The organism is Scandinavium sp., assembly GCF_051650185.1.
Lineage (GTDB): Bacteria > Pseudomonadota > Gammaproteobacteria > Enterobacterales > Enterobacteriaceae > Scandinavium.
Genome location: NZ_JBOFIN010000127.1, coordinates 50107 through 72373, shown reverse-complemented (window position 1 = coordinate 72373; position 22267 = coordinate 50107). Strand labels below are relative to the sequence as shown.

Genomic DNA, 22267 nt, shown 5'->3' with positions numbered 1-22267 from the left:
GTAAAGTCATCGCCAGCCGCATTCATGCTGAATGTCTGGCTGATAAGGAAGTTAGCAAGGGGCTAAAACGGGAAAGCCCCTCCCGAGGAAGGGGCCTTAAGAAGGAAAAGGGTTATGATGAAGTTAGTCATCATACTGGTCATACTCTTAGTGATTAGCCTACCAGCATACTAAGAGACCAGAGGGGGGAGAAATCCCTCCTCGCCCTTTGCCCTTCAAAGTAGGTCGAAAAAGCGGCGAAGTCAATCCGGGTCTTTCGGGGTAGATCGCAATCTCAGGCAAAAAGAGTTTGCGCCCAGCGAGCCAGACCCGCGGTGACAGAACCAAAGTCATCTCCACCGGCAATTTCAATTCCCGGCAGCTGCCGGGCTAACGCTTTTTTGATCAGCGGTGAACGAGCGCTACCGCCGGTCAGGTAAATTACGTCAGGTTTTTCCTGGCCATTATCCAGCGCTAACTGCACCTGCTCAAGGATGCGGGTCAGAGGCTGATTCAACGCGTTATCGAGGCCCATCAAATCAATGTCTGCCGCCAGAGTCGGGCTGAGGAACGGCAGTGTGGTGGTGATTTCTGACTTCCCGGAAAGCGCGATTTTGCTCTCCTCCGCACTGCGAACCAGACGATAGCTCAGACGTTGCTGCCACGTTTTCAGCAGCAACGTGACTTTGTCAGTCTCGCGTGCATCACGCACCAGATCCCGCAACAGGCGGCCGTTCGCCGTGCTGTAGAAGTCTGTTTGTGCCGGAACATCGTTTATCGCCACCGCGTTCCACCACGGCAGTACTGGCAGGGCGATCCCTTTTTCTGTTTCGCCCCCCATGCCGAGCAAAGGCATCAGGCATTTAAAGGCCAGCGCAATATCCAGATCGTTACCGCCCACGCGACAGCCGCTGTGTCCAAGAAGGCTACCTTCCCGGTCGCGGCGCGAACGCCATTGTGGGCCCATCAGCAGCAGTGAGCAGTCGGTGGTTCCGCCGCCGATATCGACGACCAGCACGCGTTTTTCCTGCGTGAGTGTCGCTTCGAAATCAAGGCCTGCGGCGACAGGTTCGTACTGGAATACCACATCGCGGAAACCGGCGCGCAGTGCCGCGCGTTCCAGAATCCCCTGAGCCTGGTCATTGGCGTCGTCACCGCCCAGACCCTGAAAGTTAATCGGGCGACCAATCACGGCCTGGGTGATGGTTTCTGGCAGTTGAGCTTCGGCCTGTTGCTTGATGTGAAACATCATGGCGCAGACCAAATCCTCAAACAGCGCAACCTGCTGCGGCTTCAGGCCGCTGGCACCCAGGAATGATTTCGGGGATTTAACGAAGTAAACTTCTTCCGGGTCATCAATATACTGGCGCAGTGAAGAGAGGCCGAACTGCACGCTGTTGCGCTGTACGTCGATATCTTCTTCGCGGTTATAGCGAATAGCGCGACGCAGTAGAGCTTCTGTTTCGTCCCCGGTCGCAGGCACATCGTGCTGGCGATAGAGCCATTCGCTGACCGCTTCGCGCGTCGGGGCGCACAGCATTGATGGCAGCAGGGTGCTGCCGTTTTCCAGCGTTAAGAGCTGAGGCGAATCTCCTTTCATGACGGCAACTGAACAGTTAGCCGTTCCGTAGTCAAAACCAATAAACACCTTAAAATTCCCCATGCCAGTGAAGAAAGGGCGACGACTTTAGCCGAATGTGGCCTGGGCGACAAGTCACAATATGAAAGCAAGGCGAGAAAGGCACGAAGCGGTTATTCTGTAATGACTTATCGAGGAGAGACAATGTTGAGTTTAGCGTGGCAGCCGCCGTATGACTGGGCCTGGATGTTTGGTTTTCTTGAAGGCCGTACCGTTGAGGGCGTTGAGCGTTTTGAAGGCGACACCTACGTTCGCTCGTTCGCGCTGGGGCCGCATCGGGGCATTATCCGGGCCACGCCCAACCCTGAAACGTCAACGCTGGCGGTGAGTTTGTCCGACGGATTATTGCCGGTAAAAGAACAGTGTCTCGCAAAACTGGAGCAACTCTTCGATTTACGCTGTAACCCGCAGCAAATTTCGATGGCGCTTGGTGAACTGGCTGCGGTAAGGCCGGGCTTGCGTCTGCCGGGCTGTGTTGATCCTTTTGAACAGGGCGTCAGGGCGATTCTGGGGCAATTGGTTAGCGTTGCGATGGCAGCCAAACTCACCAGCCGGGTGGCGAAATTGTACGGTACACCGCTTGAGGAAGCGCCAGACATGGTGTGCTTTCCCACGCCGGAACAACTCGCAGTGGCCGACCCGATGGCGCTGAAAGCATTGGGTATGCCTGTGAAAAGGGCAGAATCACTGATTCATTTGGCGCAGGCGGCCCTCTCCGGGGCGCTTCCTTTGCTGCCGCCCGACAACGTGGAAGCGGCGATGAAAAATCTGCAAACCTTCCCGGGGATTGGCCGCTGGACAGCCAATTACTTTGCCCTGCGCGGCTGGCAGGCGAAAGACGTGTTCCTGCCGGACGATTACCTGATAAAGCAGCGTTTTGCCGGCATGACGCCGGCGCAAATCCGTCGCTATGCCGAACGCTGGCAGCCCTGGCGTTCCTATGCGTTGCTGCACATCTGGTATAGCGACGGTTTTCAGCCTGACTAATGCGTGTGCTGTTCCCGGGCAGAACCCTGAGGCTGATGCCCGGAGATAACCACCCCGCGAGTTTCCCGCCCAAAAGCGACGAACAGGCAAATCAGAATGGCCACCGTACCGGCCACTAACGCCATCGCCATGCCATAGTTTCCGCCATTGGCCTCGGCAATACGCGACTGCAGCGTGGCATTCACCGAGGCCAGTAAATTCCCTAACTGATAAACGAACCCAGGCAGAACCGCGCGAGCGTTCGCCGGAACGAGTTCGTTAAGATAGGTTGGCACCACGCCCCACGCGCCCTGAACCATAAACTGCATCAGGAAGGCGCCCAGACCGATATTGAACGAGCCGGTTGAAAAGGCCCGCCGCGACTGCGACGGGCAGGGGATCAGTTGATAGCGAAATAACTGGTGCTGAGCATCAGCTCAAGCGGCTGGCGATGGGCAATGGTGTCGCCGTAGAGCAAGTCCACGCCGATCCCGGAGAGCGTGTCCATCATCAACGCCTGGTTTGACGGCCCGGCGATAGTTTTCATCCCAAGACGCTGGGCGTGACCCTGCACAATGGTGACCATCATTTCGTCCATCAGGCTCGCGTGGACATTCCCGATAATCTCCGGATCGAGCATGATGTAGTCTGCTGTTCCGGCCGTGATGTGGTCGAACAGTTCCAGATCCTGCCCAACCTGGCTCAGGATAATTTTGCAGCCTGCTTTCCTGAGGTGGGCCAGTCCTTCCGTAACGCCAGATTGCATCAGGCTGTCGGCGGCAATCACCAGATACAGCAAACGCGCTGGCATTCCGCTTTCCTTCAATCCGTCGAGCAACTCCTGCACCAGCGTTGGGCTCGTCAGGCCTGAGGCGGAAAGCGGCAAGGTGATGCTTATTCCGCGAGCCGCAACGGTATTGGCCCAGCGGTTGAAAAACTCCTGATACACGCGGCGATCCAGTGCGTGAATGAGTTCCGGGTCGGCAAGCCCTTTGCGGAAAGCCTGCTCTTCCACCATTTCGCCTTCGCTGGTCCACAGGCGCAGCGACAGCAGCCAGAAATTGCTGCTCTCAGGTACGCGAGGGGAAGCGACGCCACGCGCCATGAGCACCAGATGGTTGTCTTTAATCATGTGCCACTGTTCGTCCAGCGACATCATGCTGCGCTGCTGATGCAGCCTGTCCTGCTGGGGTTCATAGACACTGACGATGCCGCGCCCGTTATTTTTGGAGGTATAACAGGCGATATCCGCCTGTGACATCACTTCAGAAGCCAGATTGTTGCTTTCGTCAATCAGCGTTATCCCGGCGCTGGCGCCGATGCGGTGCAATCGACCTTCCCACATAAAGTGGTAGTCGTTAATGGCCTGAATAATTCGCCCGGAAATATAGCGAGCGCTTTCCACATTGCAATCCGGCAGCAGCAGCCCGAACTCATCGCCGCCAAGGCGGGCCAGCACGTCGCTGGTGCGCAGCATACTGAGCATCATTGCAGACAGTTCACGCAGCAGCGCATCACCCGCCGCATGGCCTGCGGTATCGTTCACCGCTTTAAAGCGGTCAAGATCGATAAACACCAGCGCATGGCGCTGATGGGTTTCCTGCACGGTTTGCAGCAGGCGCTTGAGGTGATTTTCAAAACTGACGCGATTTGCCAGATGGGTCAGGGCATCATGGGAGGCGCTGTAGCTGAGCTGGCGCAGCATTTTACGGGATTCGGTGACATCCTGAATAACCAGGACCGAACCGATATTTTGCCCGTCGAGGGTGCTGAGCGGGGTGATCGTATAGTGAATGTCGTAGCTGCCGCCGTTACGGCAGTGCAGCACCACGTCCTGTTCGATATCCGTGCGCGACATATCGCCGCTGTGGATGTTCTCCATCAGCGGGCCGTTATCGCCAAAGGTGATGCGCAGGACGTTGAGCAGGGGCTGTTTCATCGCCTGTTCCTGAGTCCAGCCGCTCATTTTCTCGGCGACCGGGTTCATAAAGATGACGTTCATATCGATATCAGTACAGAGCACCGCTTCGCCGATGGAATCGAGGGTGATATGCAAACGCTCTTTCTCCTGAAACAGGGCTTCGTTGAGCTGTTTCACCTCGGTCATGTCCATATTGATGCCGAGCAGGCGTTCCACTTCGCCTTGTTTATTCAGTACCCGGTTGGCCAGCGAGCGAATATGGCGAATGCCTTCTTTTACCTGAATACGGAATTCAAGTTTGAACGGGGAGCGGGCGCTGAGCGCGTTGCGGATCACGCGTTCCGCCTGTTCACGATCTTCTTCCAGCAGGCAATTGTGCCAAAGCTGCCACGTCGGTTTGATGTGTGAAGGGATCTCATACAAATCAAACATGCGCTTATCCCAGGAGATAAGGTCTGGCTCAAGCTCCCACTCCCAGATGCCGATCCCGCCTGCCTCGTTAGCGAGCGTAATGCGTTCCATCAGGCGCTTGTTCACCCATTCGGTGTGCTTCAGATCGTTGATGTCTTCAACCTGGGCAATGAAATAGAGGGGGGTGCCATCAGCGTGACGCACCAGGGAGACCGCCAGCAGCGCCCAGATAACATCGCCTTTGCGATTGTAATAGCGCTTCTCCATGGTGTAGGTGTTGATCTCACCGTTCACCAGCAGCTCAAGCTGCGCCAGATCGTTCTCCAGATCTTCCGGCCAGGTCAGCTGCTGGAAGGTCATATTGCGCAGCTCATTCTGGGAATAGCCCAGGAACTTGCACAGCGCCTTGTTGGCCTGCAGCCACTGGCCTTCGGTTCCGACCAGCGCCATGCCGATGGCGGAATATTCCATCGCATTGCGGAAGCGCTCTTCACTTTCGGTGATGTGTTTGCGCTCTGCGCGGAAAGCGTACATCACCATGGTCATCACGTTGGCGGGGAGCAGCATCATCAGGAACGGCAGCCAGGGCGCGTTGCTGATCGCGAAAGCCTGAGTCGTGTTCAGCGGGACAGGATTGGTCGCCATCATCAGCGACACCATCATGATGGTTATCAGGAACACGGCGAAAGCCTCCATTCGCGGCAGGCGAACGGCGCTCCACATCAGCAGAACGATAACGCAGGTGAATGGCCACGGCAGCCAGAGCATCGCCATTGCACTCAACGCGAGCGTCACCGCCAGGGTCAGTAACGTTTCTATCAGCAGGCGAGGATTACGGTGACGGTTAAGGTAGTGGCTTTTGTAAAGCAGGCCCAGCGGCACCAGGGCCAGTGCGCCAATCGCTTCCGATAACACCCACACCAGCACGGTGTGAAGCCAGTTATCACCCGGGAAAAATATCATCACCAGTGCGCCGCCCACTAAGGGCGGGACGACCGCACTGGCAATTGCCAGACGAACCCAGTCATGCAGATTTTGCAGCGGGTTATAGCTGGGTAAGAATTTACGCAGTAGCAGTGCGCCAGTGACCGCCTCAACAAGGTTTATCGAGGTAAAGATGACGTTCAGCGAGCTGGCAGGGAACAGCAGCAGTGAGGCCAGAATGTTGCCCAGTGAACAGACAATCGCGATGGCAGGCCACATCTTTCCGGCATGGCGATAAAAGGCGACCATCATGATTGAGGTCGGGAACCAGACCGGTGCCAGAAGCGTTCCAAAACGCGTCAATTCGAGCGAGAAAAGGGTGAAAATGAATGTCAGAAGCCCAAGGCTGACCATGCGCAATAAAGGATGAGTGGGCGTACCGGACGCTCGTTTTTCAGGTATCTTCATTAACCGCTTCCGCCAGGGCTTTTCCGCAAGGACTTGCGAGGAACTGGCCTGAATTCATTAGGATGATAAATGGGATCATGCTAGTACAAACAATTTACATTTCCTATGGCATCTGTTCATTATTTAACAGCATTGAGAGATTAATTAGCGAAGCGGGGCCGAAATCGCGTTAACCGTCGGAAAAGTGAGCATCTTAATTTAGGAATAGTCACTTTTTGCGCCAACTCGCGCGATTGTTGTTTTCGACTGGTATCGCAGGGGGGAAATCCCTATAATTGCCGCGTTTGGCGCTCTGGCGCCACCCTTCCTATCATCCAGGTTAATCAGGTCGCAAAAATTTATGACTGATAAGTCTCATCAGTGCGTCATTATAGGCATCGCCGGCGCATCGGCTTCGGGTAAAAGTCTCATCTCCAGCACGCTTTACCGCGAATTACGTGAACAGGTTGGTGATGAGCACATTGGCGTGATCCCTGAAGACAGCTATTACAAAGACCAAAGTCATCTGTCGATGGAAGACCGTGTCAAAACCAACTATGACCATCCGAGCGCGATGGACCACAGCTTGCTGTATCAGCACCTGCAAATGCTGAAACGCGGCGAAGCGATTGAACTGCCGGTATACAGCTATGTGGAACATACCCGCATGCCGCAGACGGTCCATATCAAGCCGAAGAAAGTCATTATTCTCGAAGGGATTTTGCTGCTGACGGATGCCCGTCTGCGCGAAGAGATGAACTTTTCGATTTTCGTGGATACCCCGCTGGACATCTGTCTGATGCGTCGTATCAAACGCGATGTCAATGAACGCGGCCGTTCAATGGATTCGGTGATGGCCCAGTATCAGAAAACGGTTCGCCCGATGTTCCTGCAGTTTATTGAACCGTCGAAGCAGTACGCGGATATTATTGTCCCACGCGGCGGGAAAAACCGTATCGCGATTGATATCCTCAAGGCCAAAATCAGTCAGTTTTTTGAATAATTCCCCTGAATTAGGTACTGTGCAGTGATGGCCCGGCATCAGCCGGGCATGATGCATCAAAGGAGATAGCGCATGCGTCTGTGTGACCGAGATATTGAAGCCTGGCTGGATGAAGGTCGTCTGGTGATTTCCCCTCGTCCTCCTGTAGAGCGTATTAACGGTGCCACGGTTGATGTGCGTCTCGGGAATAAATTCCGGACTTTCAGCGGACACACCGCGGCGTTTATTGACCTTAGCGGCCCGAAAGCGGAAGTGAGCGCGGCGCTCGACAAAGTGATGAGCGAAGAAATTGTGCTGGACGAAGGCGAAGCTTTCTACCTGCATCCGGGCGAACTGGCGCTGGCCGTCACATTAGAATCTGTCACTATTCCTGCCGATCTGGTCGGCTGGCTTGATGGTCGTTCTTCCCTTGCGCGTCTGGGCCTGATGGTTCACGTCACCGCGCACCGTATCGATCCAGGCTGGTCTGGCTGCATCGTGCTGGAATTCTATAACTCGGGCAAGCTGCCGCTGGCGCTGCGTCCGGGCATGCTGATTGGTGCCCTCAGTTTTGAACCGCTGTCCGGCCCGGCTGCGCGTCCTTACAACCGCCGCGAAGACGCAAAATACCGCGACCAGCAAGGCGCGGTTGCCAGCCGTATCGACAAAGACTGACGTAGCGCAGAGGCCGGAGAAACCATGAGACGTTTGCTGACAACGCTGATGATCCTGCTGGTGGTGATCGTCGCTGGTCTTTCGGCGCTGGTGCTGCTGGTGAATCCGAACGATTTTCGCGATTACCTGGTGCGTCAGGTTGCTGCACGCAGCGATTATCAGCTTAAGCTTGATGGCCCGCTGCGCTGGCACGTCTGGCCGCAGCTCAGCATTCTTTCGGGTCGCATGACGCTCACCGAGCCTGGCGCTCAGGCGCCTTTAGTGAAAGCCGACAACATGCGTCTTGACGTCGCATTGCTTCCGCTGCTGTCTCATCAGCTGCAGGTTAAGCAGGTGATGCTAAAAGGCGCGGTGATTGAGCTGACTCCACAAACAGAAGCGGCCAAAGATACTCAGGCCCCTGTTGCTCCGCGCGAAAATACTCTGCCTCAGGCTCCGGAAGACAAAGGCTGGTCTTTCGACATTTCACGTTTGCAGGTGGCTGATAGCGTGCTGGTTTTCCAGCATGAAGGCGATGAGCAGGTCACGGTTCGTGATATCAAACTGCAAATGGAGCAGGACGATCACTACCAGGCGACCGTTGAATTCTCAGGGCGCGTTAATCGCGATCAGCGCGACCTGAATCTCTCTTTTAATGCCAAAGTGGATGCCGGGGATTATCCGCACCAGCTGACGGCAACGCTCGAAAACGTCACCTGGCAATTGCAGGGGGCGGATTTGCCAAGCCAGGGCATTGCGGGGCAGGGCTCTCTGCAGGCTAACTGGCAGGAAGACCAGAAAAAATTAAGCTTCAGCAACCTTCAACTGACCGCCAATGACAGTTCGCTGGGCGGCGCGGGTAGCGTGACGCTTGCGGATAAACCGGTCTGGCAGCTCGATCTCCGCTCCGACAAGTTGAACCTCGATAATCTGTTGTCCGAGGCAAGCCCGGCGGATAACACCAGCGCCAGTCAGCAAGGGCAAAGCCAGCCGCGTCAACAGCGTCCGATCATTGCTGAAGGCAACTCAAAGCCTGATTACAGCAGCCTGCGTGGCTACAGCGCCGATATTAGTCTTGCGGCGAACCAAATCCTCTGGCGCGGGATGGACTTCACCGGCGTTGATGTTCAGGCCAGCAATGATGTTGGTTTGCTGAAAGTGGCGAAGCTGCAAGGCAAGCTCGACGCAGGCACGATGTCGCTGCCGGGCTCTCTGGATGCGCGCGGTGATACCCCGGTGTCCGAATTTGCGCCGAAGCTTGAAAATATCGAAATTGGCACGCTGCTGAAGGCCTTTGATTATCCTATCGAACTGACCGGTAAGCTGTCGTTAACAGGGAATTTCAGCGGCGATAAAATTGATGCAGATAATTTCCGCCGTAGCTGGCAGGGCGATGCCCAACTTCAGCTCAAGGATTCGCGTGCCGAAGGGCTGAACTTCCAGCAGCTGGTGCAACAAGCCGTTGAGCGCAGCACCAACGTGAAGGCGAAAGAGAATTACGACAGCGCCACCCGTCTGGATAACTTCGAAACCGCCATGACGCTGGACCATGGGCAAATGAAGCTCAGCGAAATGTCCGGCAGTTCTGCCATGATTTCTCTGGACGGGCAGGGCATGCTCGATTTGGTTAAAGAAGAAGGCGATGTTCGCTTCAACGTTCGCGTGCTTGAAGGCTGGCAGGGCGAAAGTAAGCTTATCGACACTCTGAAGAAAACGGCCATTCCGCTGCGGGTTTATGGCAAATGGACGGCGCTCAACTACAGCCTGCAAGTGGATCAGGTGTTACGCAAGCAGCTGCAAAATGAAGCCAAAGACCGCCTGAAAGCGTGGGCGGATAAGAATCAAAATACCCAGAGCGGTAAAGACCTGAAGAAGTTTTTAGAGAAGATGTGATCCACCTTTCCGCCGGGAGTTGTGCCCGGCGGCGCTTCGCTTGCGCGGGCCTGGCAAACCTGAACTGTAGGCCCGGTAAGGCGCTAGCCGCCACCGGGCAATTGAAGTCTGAGCCTGATTAAACCTCGTAATTCAACTCATCCTCTTCCTGCACCGGTGGGATAATCTGCACTCTCTGCACACGGTGATTTTCAACGCTCAGCACCTTCAGGGTGAAACCGTCAATCTCCACTGTTTCGCCCGCAGTCGGGATTCGCTGGAGATGTTCCATCAGCAAGCCCGCGATGGTGTGATATTCGCGTTTCTCATCCAGAGGGATCGCCACGAATTGAACCAGATCTTCCAGCGGCATATGGCCGTTAGCCGTCCAGCTTCCGTCGGCGTTTTTCTGAATATCATGACGGGCATCAATCTCTTGTGCTTCATTCGGCAGGTTCCCGGCGATGGTTTCCATCACATCACTGAGGGTCACAATCCCTTCCACCGAACCGAATTCATCCACTACAAAAGCAAAGTGAGTACGGGCGTTGCGGAACTGCTCCAGAGCGGGCAGCAAGGGCAACGTTTCCGGGAATACCAGCGGCTGACGGATAAGGACACGTAAGTCCAGCGCTTCCCCACGCAGAGACTGTTGCAGCAAATCGATGACATGCACCACGCCCAGCAGCTCTTCATCATGTTCCCCACCGGTCACCACCAGACGCGTGTGCTGGTTTTTCTCCAGCAGGGCACGGACTTCCTCTTCCGGCGCGCTCAAATCGATATGCTCAATATCATGGCGCGAGGTCATGATGCTGCTGACGCTGCGCTGATTAAGATTCAGGACACGCTCAATCATGCGACGCTCCTGCGGGTCAAACACCGGCTCATCTTTGTGGTCGGCAAGCATGGATGCCGTTTGTGCGTCCAGCTCGGCGTCTTCTTTTTGCCCGCTGAGTAAACGCATTACCGCCTCGGTGGTTCGGCTCCTCAGGCTCTGATTGGCGCTCAGGAAGCGTCGACGGTTAAAGTTAGCCAACTGGTTCAGCGCTTCAATCATCACCGAAAAACCAATCGCGGCGTACAGGTAGCCTTTAGGGATGTAAAAGCCGAACCCTTCCGCCACGAGGCTAAAGCCAATCATCAGCAGGAAGCTCAGACAAAGGATCACAATCGTCGGGTGGCTGTTCACAAAGCGGGTCAGGGCACGGCTTGCGAGCAGCATCATGCTGATGGCAATCACCACCGCGGCCATCATCACCAGCAGATGGTCAACCATGCCGACAGCGGTTATCACGGAGTCGAGCGAGAAAACAGCGTCCAGCACCACGATTTGTGCGACCACCGCCCAGAATTTGGCACCCCGTCGTTGCGTCGGGTTATCGTTGTCTTTCCCTTCCAGCCGCTCGTTCAACTCGACGGTTGCCTTAAACAGCAAGAACAGCCCACCGCCAAGCATAATCAAATCCCGGGCGCTAAAGCTGAGATCTCTGACGGTGAAAAGAGGGCGAGTGAGCGTCACCAGCCAGGAAATCGACGCCAGCAACAGCAGGCGCATCACCATCGCCAGAATCAGCCCGGTGACCCGGGCGCGGTTGCGCTCGGCTGGGGGGAGTTTCTCCGCAAGAATCGCGATAAACACCAGATTATCAATCCCGAGCACCAGTTCGATAATGACCAGTGTGACCAGACCTGCCCAGATTGATGGATCGGCAATCCATTCCATATGTCGTTTAACACCTTCAGTAATATGACTAATGTCACAATGGGATCATGGATAAGGGAAGACAAAATTGCAATATTGATTGAGGATATTCTTAAAATGAATTTTTTATCCTCCCGAATATAACCTTATTGTTTCTGGTATGAATTATTTTATTTTTTTAATCGAAGAATATACTTTTTGATAATTGAGCGATATCCCATGCTGTCAATATAAAGAAAATCCTAAAAGCGAATGCCTGTTCTTAATATTTATCCGAAAAGCGCCTGATGCAGAGACGGCTTCCTTGTCTGATATAGATATTGCTGCAACAATTCGATGGCATAAATGAATATTGCCGGGTTTTTCTTTGATTAATAAATGAGATTCTCTCAGAGAAAAGCTTTGCGGTATGCGTGTGGAAAGCTCCGTCATGGCTTTGGCCATCAAGTCGACAATAACTTCATGATTAAACAGTGGATTGGTAACTGAAAGCCAAGGGCGGTAGCGTGCCTGAAGGCCATTAATCAGCCTCGATTATTCTGTCAACTGCTGACATGTGAATAAAATGTTTTTAGGAATGATGCCAGTTATATTTCGATTCGGTTAACGGCATGCTCAATGTAAATGACTGGAATGCATTCCGGTTTGTTTTATTCGCACAGGATAATTTCTCTGCCAAAGTGATAAATAATCAATGATGAAATCCCAACTGAAATTGATGCCATTATTGGTGTCTGCAATCCTGATGAGTGGTTGCACTGTCCTTCCCGGCAGCAATATGTCTACCTACGGTAAAGATGTGATTAAGCAGCAGGATGCTGATTTTGACATCGACCGGATGGTGAATGTTTATCCGCTGACCCCGCGCCTGATTGAACAATTGCGCCCACGTCCAAACGTGGCGCAACCCAACATGTCGCTGGATCAGGAGTTAAGCAATTATCAGTATCGCGTTGGTGCAGGCGACGTGTTGAGCGTCACCGTCTGGGATCACCCGGAACTGACCACGCCCGCCGGGCAATACCGTAGCTCCAGCGATACCGGCAACTGGGTTCAGCCAGACGGTTCGATTTTCTATCCCTACATCGGGCGAGTGCAGGTGGCGGGCAAAACGCTGTCTGAAATCCGCAACGTCATCACCGGTCGTCTGGCGGCCTACATCACTGACCCGCAGGTGGACGTCAACGTCGCCGCCTTCCGTTCGCAGAAGGCTTATGTTTCCGGGCAGGTGAATAAATCGGGCCAACAAGCGATCACTAACGTTCCGCTGACAGTGCTGGATGCCATCAACTCCGCAGGCGGCATGACCGATCTGGCCGACTGGCGCAACGTGGTGCTGACGCACAACGGTAAGGAAGAGCGTATTTCGCTGCAGGCGCTGATGCAAAACGGCGACCTGAGCCAGAACCGCCTGCTCTATCCGGGCGATATTCTTTTCGTGCCGCGTAATGACGACCTGAAAGTGTTCGTGATGGGCGAAGTGAAAAAACAGAGCACCCTCAAAATGGACTTCAGCGGCATGACGCTGACCGAGGCGCTGGGCCAGGCCGAAGGCATCGATATGACCGCCTCCAACGCCAGCGGCATCTTCGTAATTCGTCCGCTGAAGAACGACAAGAGCGGCAAGATTGCCAGCGTTTATCAGCTGGATATGTCCGATGCGACCTCGCTGGTGATGGCAACCAACTTCACGCTGCAGCCGTATGACGTGGTGTATGTCACCACCGCGCCGGTCACGCGCTGGAACCGCCTGATCAACCAACTGTTGCCGACCATCAGTGGCGTTCGCTACATGACGGATGCGGCGAAAGATATCCATACCTGGTAACCATGATGTTCAACAAAATTTTGGTGGTATGCGTCGGCAATATCTGCCGCTCCCCCACGGCGGAGCGGCTGCTGAGAAACTATCTTCCGTCGCTAAATGTGGCGTCCGCCGGGCTCGGTGCGCTGGTGGGTAAAGGGGCGGACGACGCTGCGGCAAGCGTTGCCGCAGTCCATAACATCTCCCTGGACGGGCACAGCGCCCGTCAAATCACCGGCAAGATGTGTCGTGAATACGATCTCATTCTGACCATGGAAAAACGTCACATTGCCCGCCTGTGCGAACTCGCGCCGGAAATGCGCGGCAAGGTGATGCTGTTTGGTCACTGGGATGATGAACGTGAAATCCCCGATCCGTATCGCAAAAGTCGCGACGCCTTTGAAGCGGTTTACCACTTACTCGATCAGTCTGCCCAACAGTGGGCGCAGGCACTGAAAGTACAGCAGGGATAACAATGACAGATAACGTAAAATCAGCGAATCCGCACGCTGTCGGCAGTGATGAAATCGACATTGGCCGCCTGGTTGGCACGGTGGTGGAGGCGAAATGGTGGGTGCTCGGCATCACCGCGCTGTTTGCCGCCGCCGCCGTTGTTTATACGCTGTTTGCCACGCCGATTTACAGCGCCGATGCGCTGGTGCAAATCGAGCAGGATACCAGCAGCTCGCTGGTGCAGGACATCAACTCGGCGCTGAGCAGCAAGCCGCCAGCCTCTGAAGCAGAAATGCAGCTGATTCAGTCCCGTATGGTATTGGGGAAAACGGTCGACGATCTCAACCTCGATATCGCGGTGACGAAAAACACCTTCCCGATTTTTGGTACAGGCTGGGAACGCCTGATGGGGCGCGCAAATGAGAGCGTGGCGGTCGATACTTTCACGCTGCCCGCAGGCATGCACGATCAAACATTCACTCTCGAAGTGCTGGGGCCGCAAAGTTACCAGTTGACCAGCGACGGTGGTTTTTCCGCACGCGGCACCGTAGGGAAAATGCTGACCAAATCTGGTGTGAGCATGCTGGTGAGCGCCATCCATGCCCAGGAAGGCGGTGAATTCACGGTCACCAAATATTCCACGCTCGGCATGATTAACACGCTGCAAAACAACCTGACCGTCACGGAAAACGGGAAAGATACGGGCGTATTAAGCCTGACCTATACCGGGGAAGACAAAGACCAGATTCGTCAGATCCTAAACAGCATCGCGCAAAACTACCTGGCGCAAAACGTCGAGCGTAAATCGGAAGAAGCCTCGCGCAGCCTGAAGTTCCTGGCGAAACAACTGCCGGAAGTGCGTACCCATCTGGATGACGCTGAGAACAAACTCAACGCCTATCGCCAACAGAAAGACTCGGTGGACATGTCGCTGGAAGCCAAGTCAGTGCTGGACTCGATGGTCAACATCGACGCGCAGCTGAACCAGTTGACCTTCAGCGAGGCTGAGATTTCCAAGCTCTACACCAGGCGTCACCCGGCTTATCGCACCCTGCTTGAGAAGCGCCGCACCCTGGAAGACGAAAAGGCGAACCTCAACAAGCGCATTACCGCGATGCCGGAAACTCAGCAGGAAATTGTGCGTCTGACGCGCGATGTGGAATCCGGCCAGCAGGTCTACATGCAGCTGCTGAATAAACAGCAGGAGCTGAAAATTCAGGAAGCGAGCACCGTCGGCGATGTGCGTATCGTTGACTCCGCTATCACCCAGCCGGGTGTGCTGAAACCGAAGAAAGCCCTGATTATCCTTGGCGGCATCATTCTGGGCCTGATGCTTTCTGTGCTTGGCGCACTGCTGCGCTCGATGTTCAGCCGTGGAATTGAGTCGCCACAGGTACTGGAAGATAACGGCATCAATGTGTACGCCAGCATCCCGCTGTCTGAGTGGCAGAAGAAACGCGATCAGGTCAAAACCGTCAAAGGCCTCAAGCGTTACAAACAGAGCCAGCTGCTGGCGGTGGGTAACCCGACTGATCTGGCGATTGAAGCCGTGCGCAGTCTGCGTACCAGTCTGCACTTCGCCATGATGCAGGCCAGCAATAACGTGCTGATGCTGACCGGGGTGAGCCCGTCAATCGGTAAAACCTTTGTCTGTGCCAACCTGGCTGCGGTGATTAGCCAGACGGGTAAACGCGTGCTGCTGATCGACTGCGATATGCGTAAAGGCTACACCCACGAACTGCTGGGCACCACCAACGATAACGGCCTGTCGGAAGTGCTGATTGGCAACGCTGACATCGCGACCTGCGCTAAACGGACCTCGATTACAAACTTTGACCTGATAACGCGCGGACAAGTGCCGCCGAATCCTTCGGAACTGCTGATGAGCGACCGCTTTAGCGAGCTGGTGAAGTGGGCGAGCAGCCAGTATGACCTGGTGCTGATCGACACCCCGCCAATTCTGGCGGTAACCGATGCGGGGATCGTGGGTCGCCATGCAGGCACCACGCTGATGGTAGCGCGTTACGCGGTGAACACCCTGAAAGAAGTGGAGACCAGCCTCAGCCGCTTCGAGCAGAACGGCATCCACGTGAAGGGGGTGATCCTCAACTCCATCTTCCGCCGCGCGACCGGATATCAGGATTACGGTTACTACGAGTACGAATACAAGTCTGACAGTAAATAATCTTCCCCCTCTCCCTAACCCTCTCCCAAAGGGCGAGGGAACGTATTCCCCCTCTCCCTTTGGGAGAGGGCCGGGGAGAGGGGAGACTCAGCCATCCGGGGAACACAATGACCACCCAACACCCTTTGATTTCTGTTTATATGCCGACATGGAACCGTCAGCAGCTGGCTATTCGCGCCATCAAATCGGTGCTGCGCCAGGATTACCCTCACTGGGAAATGATGATTGTTGACGACTGCTCCTCCTCGTTTGAACAGCTGCAACACTTCATCGAAGAGCTGAACGACCCGCGCATCCGCTATACCCGGAATGACTTCAACTCAGGGGCTTGTGCGGTGCGTAACCAGGCCATCTTGCAGGCCAGCGGGCAGTTCATCACCGGGATTGATGATGACGATGAATGGACGCCCAACCGTCTGTCGGTGTTCCTTGAACACAAGCACCAGCTGGTCACGCACGCGTTCCTGTATGCCAACGACTATGTCTGCGAAGGCGAGGTCTATTCCCAGCCTGCGAGCTTGCCGCTCTACCCGAAATCGCCGTTCTCCCGCAAGCTGTTTTTCAAGCGCAACATCATTGGTAATCAGGTCTTTAGCTGGGCGTGGCGTTTCAAAGAGCACCTGTTCGACACTGAACTGAAAGCGGCTCAGGACTATGACATCTTCCTGCGCATGGTGACGGAATACGGCGAGCCGTGGAAAGTCGAAGAGGCGACGCAAATTCTGCACATCAATCACGGTGAAATGCAGATAACGTCTTCGCCGAAGAAATTCTCCGGCTACTTCCATTTTTACCGCAAACACAAAGACAAATTCGACCGCGCCAGCAAGAAGTATCAGCTGTTCACGCTCTACCAGATCCGCAACAAGCGCATGAACTGGCGCACGCTGATGACGCTGCTTTCGGTGCGCAACGGCAAACGTCTGGCTGATGGACTGCGGGGGAAATGATGCTGCTTGAAGATCTCCGCGCCAACAGCTGGAGCCTGCGTCCGTGCTGCATGGTGGTGAGCTACCGTATTGCCCATTTTTGCTCTGTCTGGCGTAAGAAGAGCGTCATCAACAATCTGTGGGCCGCGCCCGTGTTGCTGATGTATCGCTTTATCACCGAATGCCTGTTTGGCTATGAAATTCAGGCTGCCGCCACCATTGGCCGCCGTTTCACCATCCATCATGGCTATGCCGTGGTCATCAATAAGAACGTGGTCGCAGGTGATGATTTTACGATTCGCCACGGCGTCACTCTCGGTAATCGCGGGCCAGACAGCCTGGCGTGTCCGTTGATTGGCAACGGCGTAGAGCTGGGCGCCAACGTCGTCATGATCGGTGAGATAACCATCGGCAATAACGTCACCGTCGGCGCTGGCAGCGTGGTGCTGGACAGCGTGCCGGACAATGCGCTGGTGGTCGGTGAAAAAGCGCGAGTAAAGGTCATTAAATGAATATTCTTCAATTTAACGTGCGTCTGGCTGAAGGCGGTGCTGCAGGCGTGGCGCTGGATTTACATCAGCGCGCGCTGCAACAAGGCCTGGCTTCGCGCTTTGTGTATGGCTATGGCAAAGGCGGCAAGAAAAGCGTCAGCCATGACAACTATGCCAACGTGATTAAGCAAACCTCGCGAGTTACGTCCATCGCCAACATCGCGCTGTTTCGTCTGTTCAATCGCGATTTGTTCGGCAACCTGAACAATCTGTATCGCACCGTGACCCGCACGTCCGGCCCGGTCGTGCTGCATTTTCACGTGCTGCACAGCTACTGGCTGAATCTGGATGAGGTGGTCGATTTTTGCCACAAGCTGAAAGAACACAAACGCGACGTGCGTTTTATCTGGACGCTGCACGATCACTGGAGCGTCACCGGGCGTTGTGCGTTTCTTGATGGCTGCGAAGAGTGGAAAAGCGGCTGCGGTAAATGCCCGACGCTGACCAACTATCCGCCGGTGAAAATCGACCGGGCGCATCTGTTAGTTGGCGGTAAGCGCCAGCTGTTCCGTGAAATGATCGCCCTGGGCTGCCAGTTCATCTCGCCGAGCCAGCACGTGGCCGATGCGTTTAATCGCCTTTACGGCGAAGGGCAATGCCAAATCATCAACAACGGCATCGACGTCGCCACTGAAGAGATCCTGGCTGAGCTGGCCCCGATTAACTCTACAAACGGCAAACCCAAAATCGCCGTGGTGGCCCACGACTTACGCTATGACGGCAAAACCAATCAGCAACTGGTGCGCGACATCATTGCGTTGGGCGATGCAGTAGAAGTGCACACCTTCGGAAAGTTTTCGCCGTTTGAGGGCAGCAATGTCATCAATCATGGTTTCCTGACCGACAAGCGTCAATTGATGAGCGAACTGAATCAGCTCGATGCGTTGCTGTTCAGCTCGCGCGTGGATAACTACCCGCTGATCCTCTGTGAAGCGCTTTCGATTGGCGTGCCCGTGATTGCCACGCCAAGTGAAGCCGCGCAGGAAGTGTTAGCGAAATCTGGGGGGCGCACGGCAGAAACCGACGAAGTGCTGAGCCTGGTGCAGAAATCAAAAGCTGAGATTGCCGAAGCCATTTTTGGCACGTCTTTGGACGCGTTTCGCACCCGAAGCCGCCAGGCCTATAGCGGACAACAGATGCTGGAGGAATATGTCTCGTTCTATCAGACTCTGTAGTTACCTGCTGCTGCCCGTCATCTACCTGCTGGTTAACGTCAAAATCGCCCAGCTGGGTGAAAGTTTCCCGATTACCATTGTGACGTTTCTGCCCGTGTTGCTGTTGCTGTACGTCGAGCGCATCAGCCTGAAAAAGCTGATGATTGCGCTGGGCATCGGGGCAGGGCTGACGCTGTTTAACTACATTTTTGGTCAGTCACTGGACGCCAGCAAGTACGTCACCTCGACCATGCTGTTTATCTATATCGTCATCATTGTCGGCATGGTCTGGAGCATTCGTTTCAAAACCATCTCACCGCATAACTACGGCAAAATCCTGCGCTTCTTTTATGTCGTTGTCGGGCTGGTGGTGATGCTGGCCGCAGCCGAAATGGCGCAGATTATCCTTAGCGGCGGCAGCAGTTTAATGGAGACGATTTCGAAATATCTTATTTACAGCAACAGCTATGTTCTGAACTTTATCAAGTTTGGCGGCAAGCGAACCACCGCGCTGTATTTCGAACCGGCCTTCTTCGCCCTGGCATTAATCTCAATTTGGCTCAGCATCAAACAGTTTGGTATCAAAACACCGAAGACCGATGCTATGATTCTGGCAGGAATCGTTCTCTCAGGATCGTTTTCCGGGGTGATGACCTTTATCCTTTTTTATTTACTGGAATGGGCATTTCAGTATTTAAACAAAGACGCTATCAGTAAGAAGTTGCCGCTGGCGATTATTTCACTGGCTGTCTTTGTAGTGGGTATTGTTTTTGCCTTTCCGTATATTTCGGAGCGCGTTGGCGACCTCGGAACGGAAGGGTCATCGTCCTATTACCGTATTATTGGTCCATTGGTGATGGTCGGTTATTCCCTGACCCATATTGATGGGGTGGTGCGTTTTGGTTCCCTTTACGAATATGTTGCATCATTCGGAATCTTTAACGGTGCGGACGTCGGTAAAACCATAGACAATGGGTTGTATCTGCTGATTATTTATTTTTCCTGGTTCGCTATTTTATTGACCGTATGGTACATGGCGAAAATCGGAAAAATGATGATTAACGCGTTTGGCAATAATCAGAATTATCGCGTTCAGTTATTTCTTTTTTGCCCGGTATCGCTGTTTTTTACCGGTTCGATTTTTAGCCCGGAATATGCGTTTTTAATTGTTTGTCCATTTATTTTGCGTAAAGCGCTGAAGCTGACAAACAGCTAATGAGGAGTCAAAAGATGCTGCTAAGTGTGATTACCGTTGCGTTTCGAAATTATGAAGGCGTGGTGAAAACCTGGGCGTCATTGGCCCATCTGGCGCGGGATCCAAAAATCGAATTCGAATGGATTGTTGTCGATGGCGGCTCCGGTGACGGCACCGCTGAGTTCCTGGAAAACCTTAATGGTGAGTACAACTTACGCTACATCAGTGAGAAAGATAAGGGCATTTATGATGCCATGAACAAAGGCATCAATATGGCCCGCGGGAACTTTGCTATCTTTCTTAACTCCGGGGATGTGTTCCACCCGGAGATCGTGGAAAGCGTATTACAGCTTGGCAGCAAAAATGACGATGCGATGTATATCGGTGATGCGATGCTCGATTTTGGCGACGGCCATAAAGTGCGCCGCAGTGCGAAACATGGCTGGTATATCTACCACAGTTTGCCGGCCAGTCATCAGGCTATTTTCTTCCCGCTGAGCGGTTTGCAGCGTTATCCGTATGATTTGCAATATCGGGTTTCTTCGGATTATGCGCTGGCCGCCAGAATGTATAAGGAAGGGTATTCCTTTAAGCGCATTAAAGGCCTGGTCTCTGAATTCTCGATGGGCGGAGTGTCAACCTCCAATAATCTTGAATTATGTCAGGATGCGAAGAAAGTGCAGCGCCAGATTTTGCGAGTGCCGGGGTTCTGGGCAGAGATATCGTATTTATTAAGACTTCGCACCACAGGCAAAACGAAAGCCTTATATAACAAAGCCTGAATATAAGGATTAACCATGCAGGAATTAAGTGGATTCTCCGTGCCGAAAGGCTTTCGGGGCGGGAACGGTATTAAGGTTCAATTGTGGTGGGCGGTGCAGGCAACCTTATTTGCCTGGTCGCCACAAATACTCTATCGCTGGCGGGCGTTTTTATTGCGCCTGTTTGGCGCAAAAATCGGAAAAAACGTAGTCATTCGTCCTTCGGTGAAAATTACCTATCCGTGGAAATTAACCCTTGGTGATTACGCGTGGGTGGGCGATGACGCCGTGTTATATACCCTCGGCGATATTACGATTGGCGCCAATTCAGTGGTGTCGCAGAAATGTTATTTGTGCACCGGCAGTCACGATTATATGAGCGCGCATTTTGATATTAACGCGACGCCGATTGTGATTGGCGAGAAATGCTGGCTGGCAACGGATGTATTTGTCGCACCCGGCGTCACGATCGGTGATGGCACCGTCGTTGGCGCGCGCAGCAGCGTATTTAAACCGCTTCCGGCAAATGTGATTTGCCGTGGCAACCCTGCAGTGGTGACGCGCGAACGCGTTGAAACTATTCAATCCCTGTAAGTAGAGGAAAATAAACATGACTAAAGTCGCACTCATCACCGGCGTAACCGGGCAGGATGGTTCCTACCTGGCAGAACTGCTGCTGGAAAAAGGCTATGAAGTTCACGGTATTAAGCGTCGTGCTTCTTCTTTCAACACCGAACGTGTGGACCACATCTATCAGGATCCTCATGCGGCTAACCCAAAATTCCATCTGCATTACGGTGACCTGACCGACACCTCCAACCTGACCCGTATTCTGCAGGAAGTGCAGCCGGACGAGGTGTACAACCTGGGCGCGATGAGCCACGTGGCGGTTTCTTTTGAGTCCCCTGAATACACCGCCGACGTAGATGCCATCGGTACGCTGCGTCTGCTGGAAGCCATCCGTTTCCTCGGTCTTGAGAAGAAAACCCGTTTCTATCAGGCATCCACTTCTGAGCTGTACGGCCTGGTGCAGGAAATCCCACAGAAAGAGACCACGCCGTTCTACCCGCGTTCTCCATATGCGGTGGCGAAAATGTACGCCTACTGGATCACCGTCAACTACCGCGAATCCTACGGCATGTACGCCTGTAACGGCATCCTGTTCAACCACGAATCTCCGCGCCGTGGCGAAACCTTCGTGACTCGCAAAATCACGCGTGCGATTGCCAACATTGCTCAGGGTCTGGAGAAGAAACTGCACCTCGGCAACATGGACTCCCTGCGTGACTGGGGCCATGCCAAAGACTACGTGAAAATGCAGTGGATGATGCTGCAACAGGAAAAACCGGAAGATTTCGTTATCGCGACCGGCGTGCAGTACTCCGTGCGTCAGTTCGTTGAAATGGCGGCGGCCCAACTGGGTATCAAACTGCGCTTTGAAGGCACGGGCGTGGATGAGAAAGGCATTGTTGTTTCCGTGACGGGCCACGATGCGCCAGGCGTGAAGCCAGGGGATGTGATTGTGGAAGTTGACCCGCGTTACTTCCGCCCTGCTGAAGTGGAAACGCTGCTCGGCGACCCAACCAAAGCACACGAAAAACTGGGCTGGAAACCGGAAACCACCCTGCGCGAGATGGTCTCTGAGATGGTCGCCAAAGATCTGGAAGCAGCGAAGAAACACTCCCTGCTTAAAGCTCACGGCTACGAGGTAGCCATCGCGCTGGAGTCCTGATTT

The 22267-nt window shown here is 54.1% G+C and carries 18 protein-coding genes and 1 pseudogene; 15 read left to right on the top strand and 4 right to left on the bottom strand.

What is annotated here, in order from left to right; genetic code table 11:
* The first annotated feature begins 114 nt into the window (after positions 1-114).
* The gene (locus ACRCWW_RS17350) at positions 115-174 is read left to right on the top strand and encodes a type I toxin-antitoxin system Ibs family toxin (protein ID WP_108418456.1); all 60 of its coding nucleotides are present in this window, start codon (positions 115-117) and stop codon (positions 172-174) included.
* Between the two features lie 100 nt (positions 175-274).
* Here the strand turns inward: ACRCWW_RS17350 and yegD are convergent, their stop codons facing one another.
* Positions 275-1627, bottom strand: coding sequence for a molecular chaperone (gene yegD / locus ACRCWW_RS17345; protein WP_438683512.1), 1353 nt, complete (start codon positions 1625-1627; stop codon positions 275-277).
* Positions 1628-1762: 135 nt separating this feature from the next.
* Here yegD and alkA point away from each other — a divergent pair, with 135 nt between their 5' ends.
* The gene (gene alkA, locus ACRCWW_RS17340) at positions 1763-2605 is read left to right on the top strand and encodes a DNA-3-methyladenine glycosylase 2 (protein ID WP_438683511.1); all 843 of its coding nucleotides are present in this window, start codon (positions 1763-1765) and stop codon (positions 2603-2605) included.
* Here alkA and ACRCWW_RS17335 read toward each other — a convergent pair.
* Together ACRCWW_RS17335 and ACRCWW_RS17330 are read right to left on the bottom strand one after the other, a co-directional pair.
* Positions 2602-2958, bottom strand: a pseudogene (locus ACRCWW_RS17335) (MFS transporter); the annotation flags it as partial. The gene alkA and the pseudogene ACRCWW_RS17335 sit on opposite strands and share 4 nt — an antisense overlap.
* A 26-nt stretch (positions 2959-2984) precedes the next feature.
* Positions 2985-6308 (bottom strand): diguanylate cyclase, encoded by a 3324-nt coding sequence (locus ACRCWW_RS17330; RefSeq protein ID WP_438683510.1) that lies wholly within the window; start codon positions 6306-6308, stop codon positions 2985-2987.
* A 340-nt stretch (positions 6309-6648) separates the two neighbouring features.
* Between ACRCWW_RS17330 and udk the strand changes: the two genes are divergently transcribed.
* The 3 genes from udk to asmA all read left to right on the top strand — a co-directional run bounded on the left by udk (position 6649) and on the right by asmA (position 9816).
* Complete coding sequence (udk, locus tag ACRCWW_RS17325; protein WP_312627665.1) at positions 6649-7290, top strand: uridine kinase; 642 nt, start codon at positions 6649-6651, stop codon at positions 7288-7290.
* A 72-nt stretch (positions 7291-7362) separates the two neighbouring features.
* Entirely contained in the window at positions 7363-7944 is a 582-nt protein-coding gene (gene dcd / locus ACRCWW_RS17320) for a dCTP deaminase (RefSeq protein WP_438683509.1), read from the top strand.
* Positions 7945-7968: 24 nt separating this feature from the next.
* Positions 7969-9816 (top strand): outer membrane assembly protein AsmA, encoded by a 1848-nt coding sequence (gene asmA, locus ACRCWW_RS17315; protein WP_438683508.1) that lies wholly within the window; start codon positions 7969-7971, stop codon positions 9814-9816.
* A 118-nt stretch (positions 9817-9934) separates the two neighbouring features.
* On the opposite strand, the gene ACRCWW_RS17310 is transcribed toward asmA, so the two are convergent.
* Positions 9935-11521: a TerC family protein gene (locus ACRCWW_RS17310; RefSeq protein WP_438683507.1), complete on the bottom strand. Its 1587-nt coding sequence runs from the start codon at positions 11519-11521 to the stop codon at positions 9935-9937.
* Between the two features lie 673 nt (positions 11522-12194).
* Here ACRCWW_RS17310 and ACRCWW_RS17305 point away from each other — a divergent pair.
* The 10 genes from ACRCWW_RS17305 (at position 12195) to gmd (ending at position 22264) form a co-directional block, all read left to right on the top strand.
* The gene (locus ACRCWW_RS17305; protein ID WP_438683506.1) at positions 12195-13328 is read left to right on the top strand and encodes a polysaccharide export protein; all 1134 of its coding nucleotides are present in this window, start codon (positions 12195-12197) and stop codon (positions 13326-13328) included.
* A gap of 5 nt (positions 13329-13333) precedes the next feature.
* Complete coding sequence (wzb, locus tag ACRCWW_RS17300; RefSeq protein ID WP_438683505.1) at positions 13334-13777, top strand: low molecular weight protein-tyrosine-phosphatase Wzb; 444 nt, start codon at positions 13334-13336, stop codon at positions 13775-13777.
* 2 nt (positions 13778-13779) lie between these two features.
* Entirely contained in the window at positions 13780-15942 is a 2163-nt protein-coding gene (wzc, locus tag ACRCWW_RS17295; protein ID WP_438683504.1) for a tyrosine-protein kinase Wzc, read from the top strand.
* A gap of 107 nt (positions 15943-16049) precedes the next feature.
* Positions 16050-16892 (top strand): colanic acid biosynthesis glycosyltransferase WcaA, encoded by an 843-nt coding sequence (gene wcaA / locus ACRCWW_RS17290; RefSeq protein ID WP_438683503.1) that lies wholly within the window; start codon positions 16050-16052, stop codon positions 16890-16892.
* A gap of 2 nt (positions 16893-16894) precedes the next feature.
* A complete protein-coding gene (wcaB, locus tag ACRCWW_RS17285; RefSeq protein ID WP_438683519.1) occupies positions 16895-17383 on the top strand; it encodes a colanic acid biosynthesis acetyltransferase WcaB in 489 nt (162 codons plus the stop codon).
* Positions 17380-18597: a colanic acid biosynthesis glycosyltransferase WcaC gene (wcaC, locus tag ACRCWW_RS17280; protein ID WP_438683502.1), complete on the top strand. Its 1218-nt coding sequence runs from the start codon at positions 17380-17382 to the stop codon at positions 18595-18597. The genes wcaB and wcaC overlap by 4 nt, the downstream gene beginning before the upstream one ends.
* On the top strand, positions 18572-19792 hold the full coding sequence (wcaD, locus tag ACRCWW_RS17275) for a colanic acid polymerase WcaD (RefSeq protein WP_438683501.1): 1221 nt from the start codon (positions 18572-18574) through the stop codon (positions 19790-19792). Before wcaC ends, wcaD begins: the two co-directional genes overlap by 26 nt.
* A gap of 14 nt (positions 19793-19806) precedes the next feature.
* Positions 19807-20553 carry a colanic acid biosynthesis glycosyltransferase WcaE gene (wcaE, locus tag ACRCWW_RS17270; RefSeq protein WP_438683500.1) on the top strand — a complete coding sequence of 249 codons (747 nt, stop codon included), beginning with the start codon at positions 19807-19809 and terminating at the stop codon, positions 20551-20553.
* A 15-nt stretch (positions 20554-20568) separates the two neighbouring features.
* Entirely contained in the window at positions 20569-21126 is a 558-nt protein-coding gene (gene wcaF / locus ACRCWW_RS17265) for a colanic acid biosynthesis acetyltransferase WcaF (RefSeq protein WP_438683499.1), read from the top strand.
* A 16-nt stretch (positions 21127-21142) separates the two neighbouring features.
* The gene (gene gmd, locus ACRCWW_RS17260; protein WP_438683498.1) at positions 21143-22264 is read left to right on the top strand and encodes a GDP-mannose 4,6-dehydratase; all 1122 of its coding nucleotides are present in this window, start codon (positions 21143-21145) and stop codon (positions 22262-22264) included.
* Positions 22265-22267 lie beyond the last annotated feature (3 nt).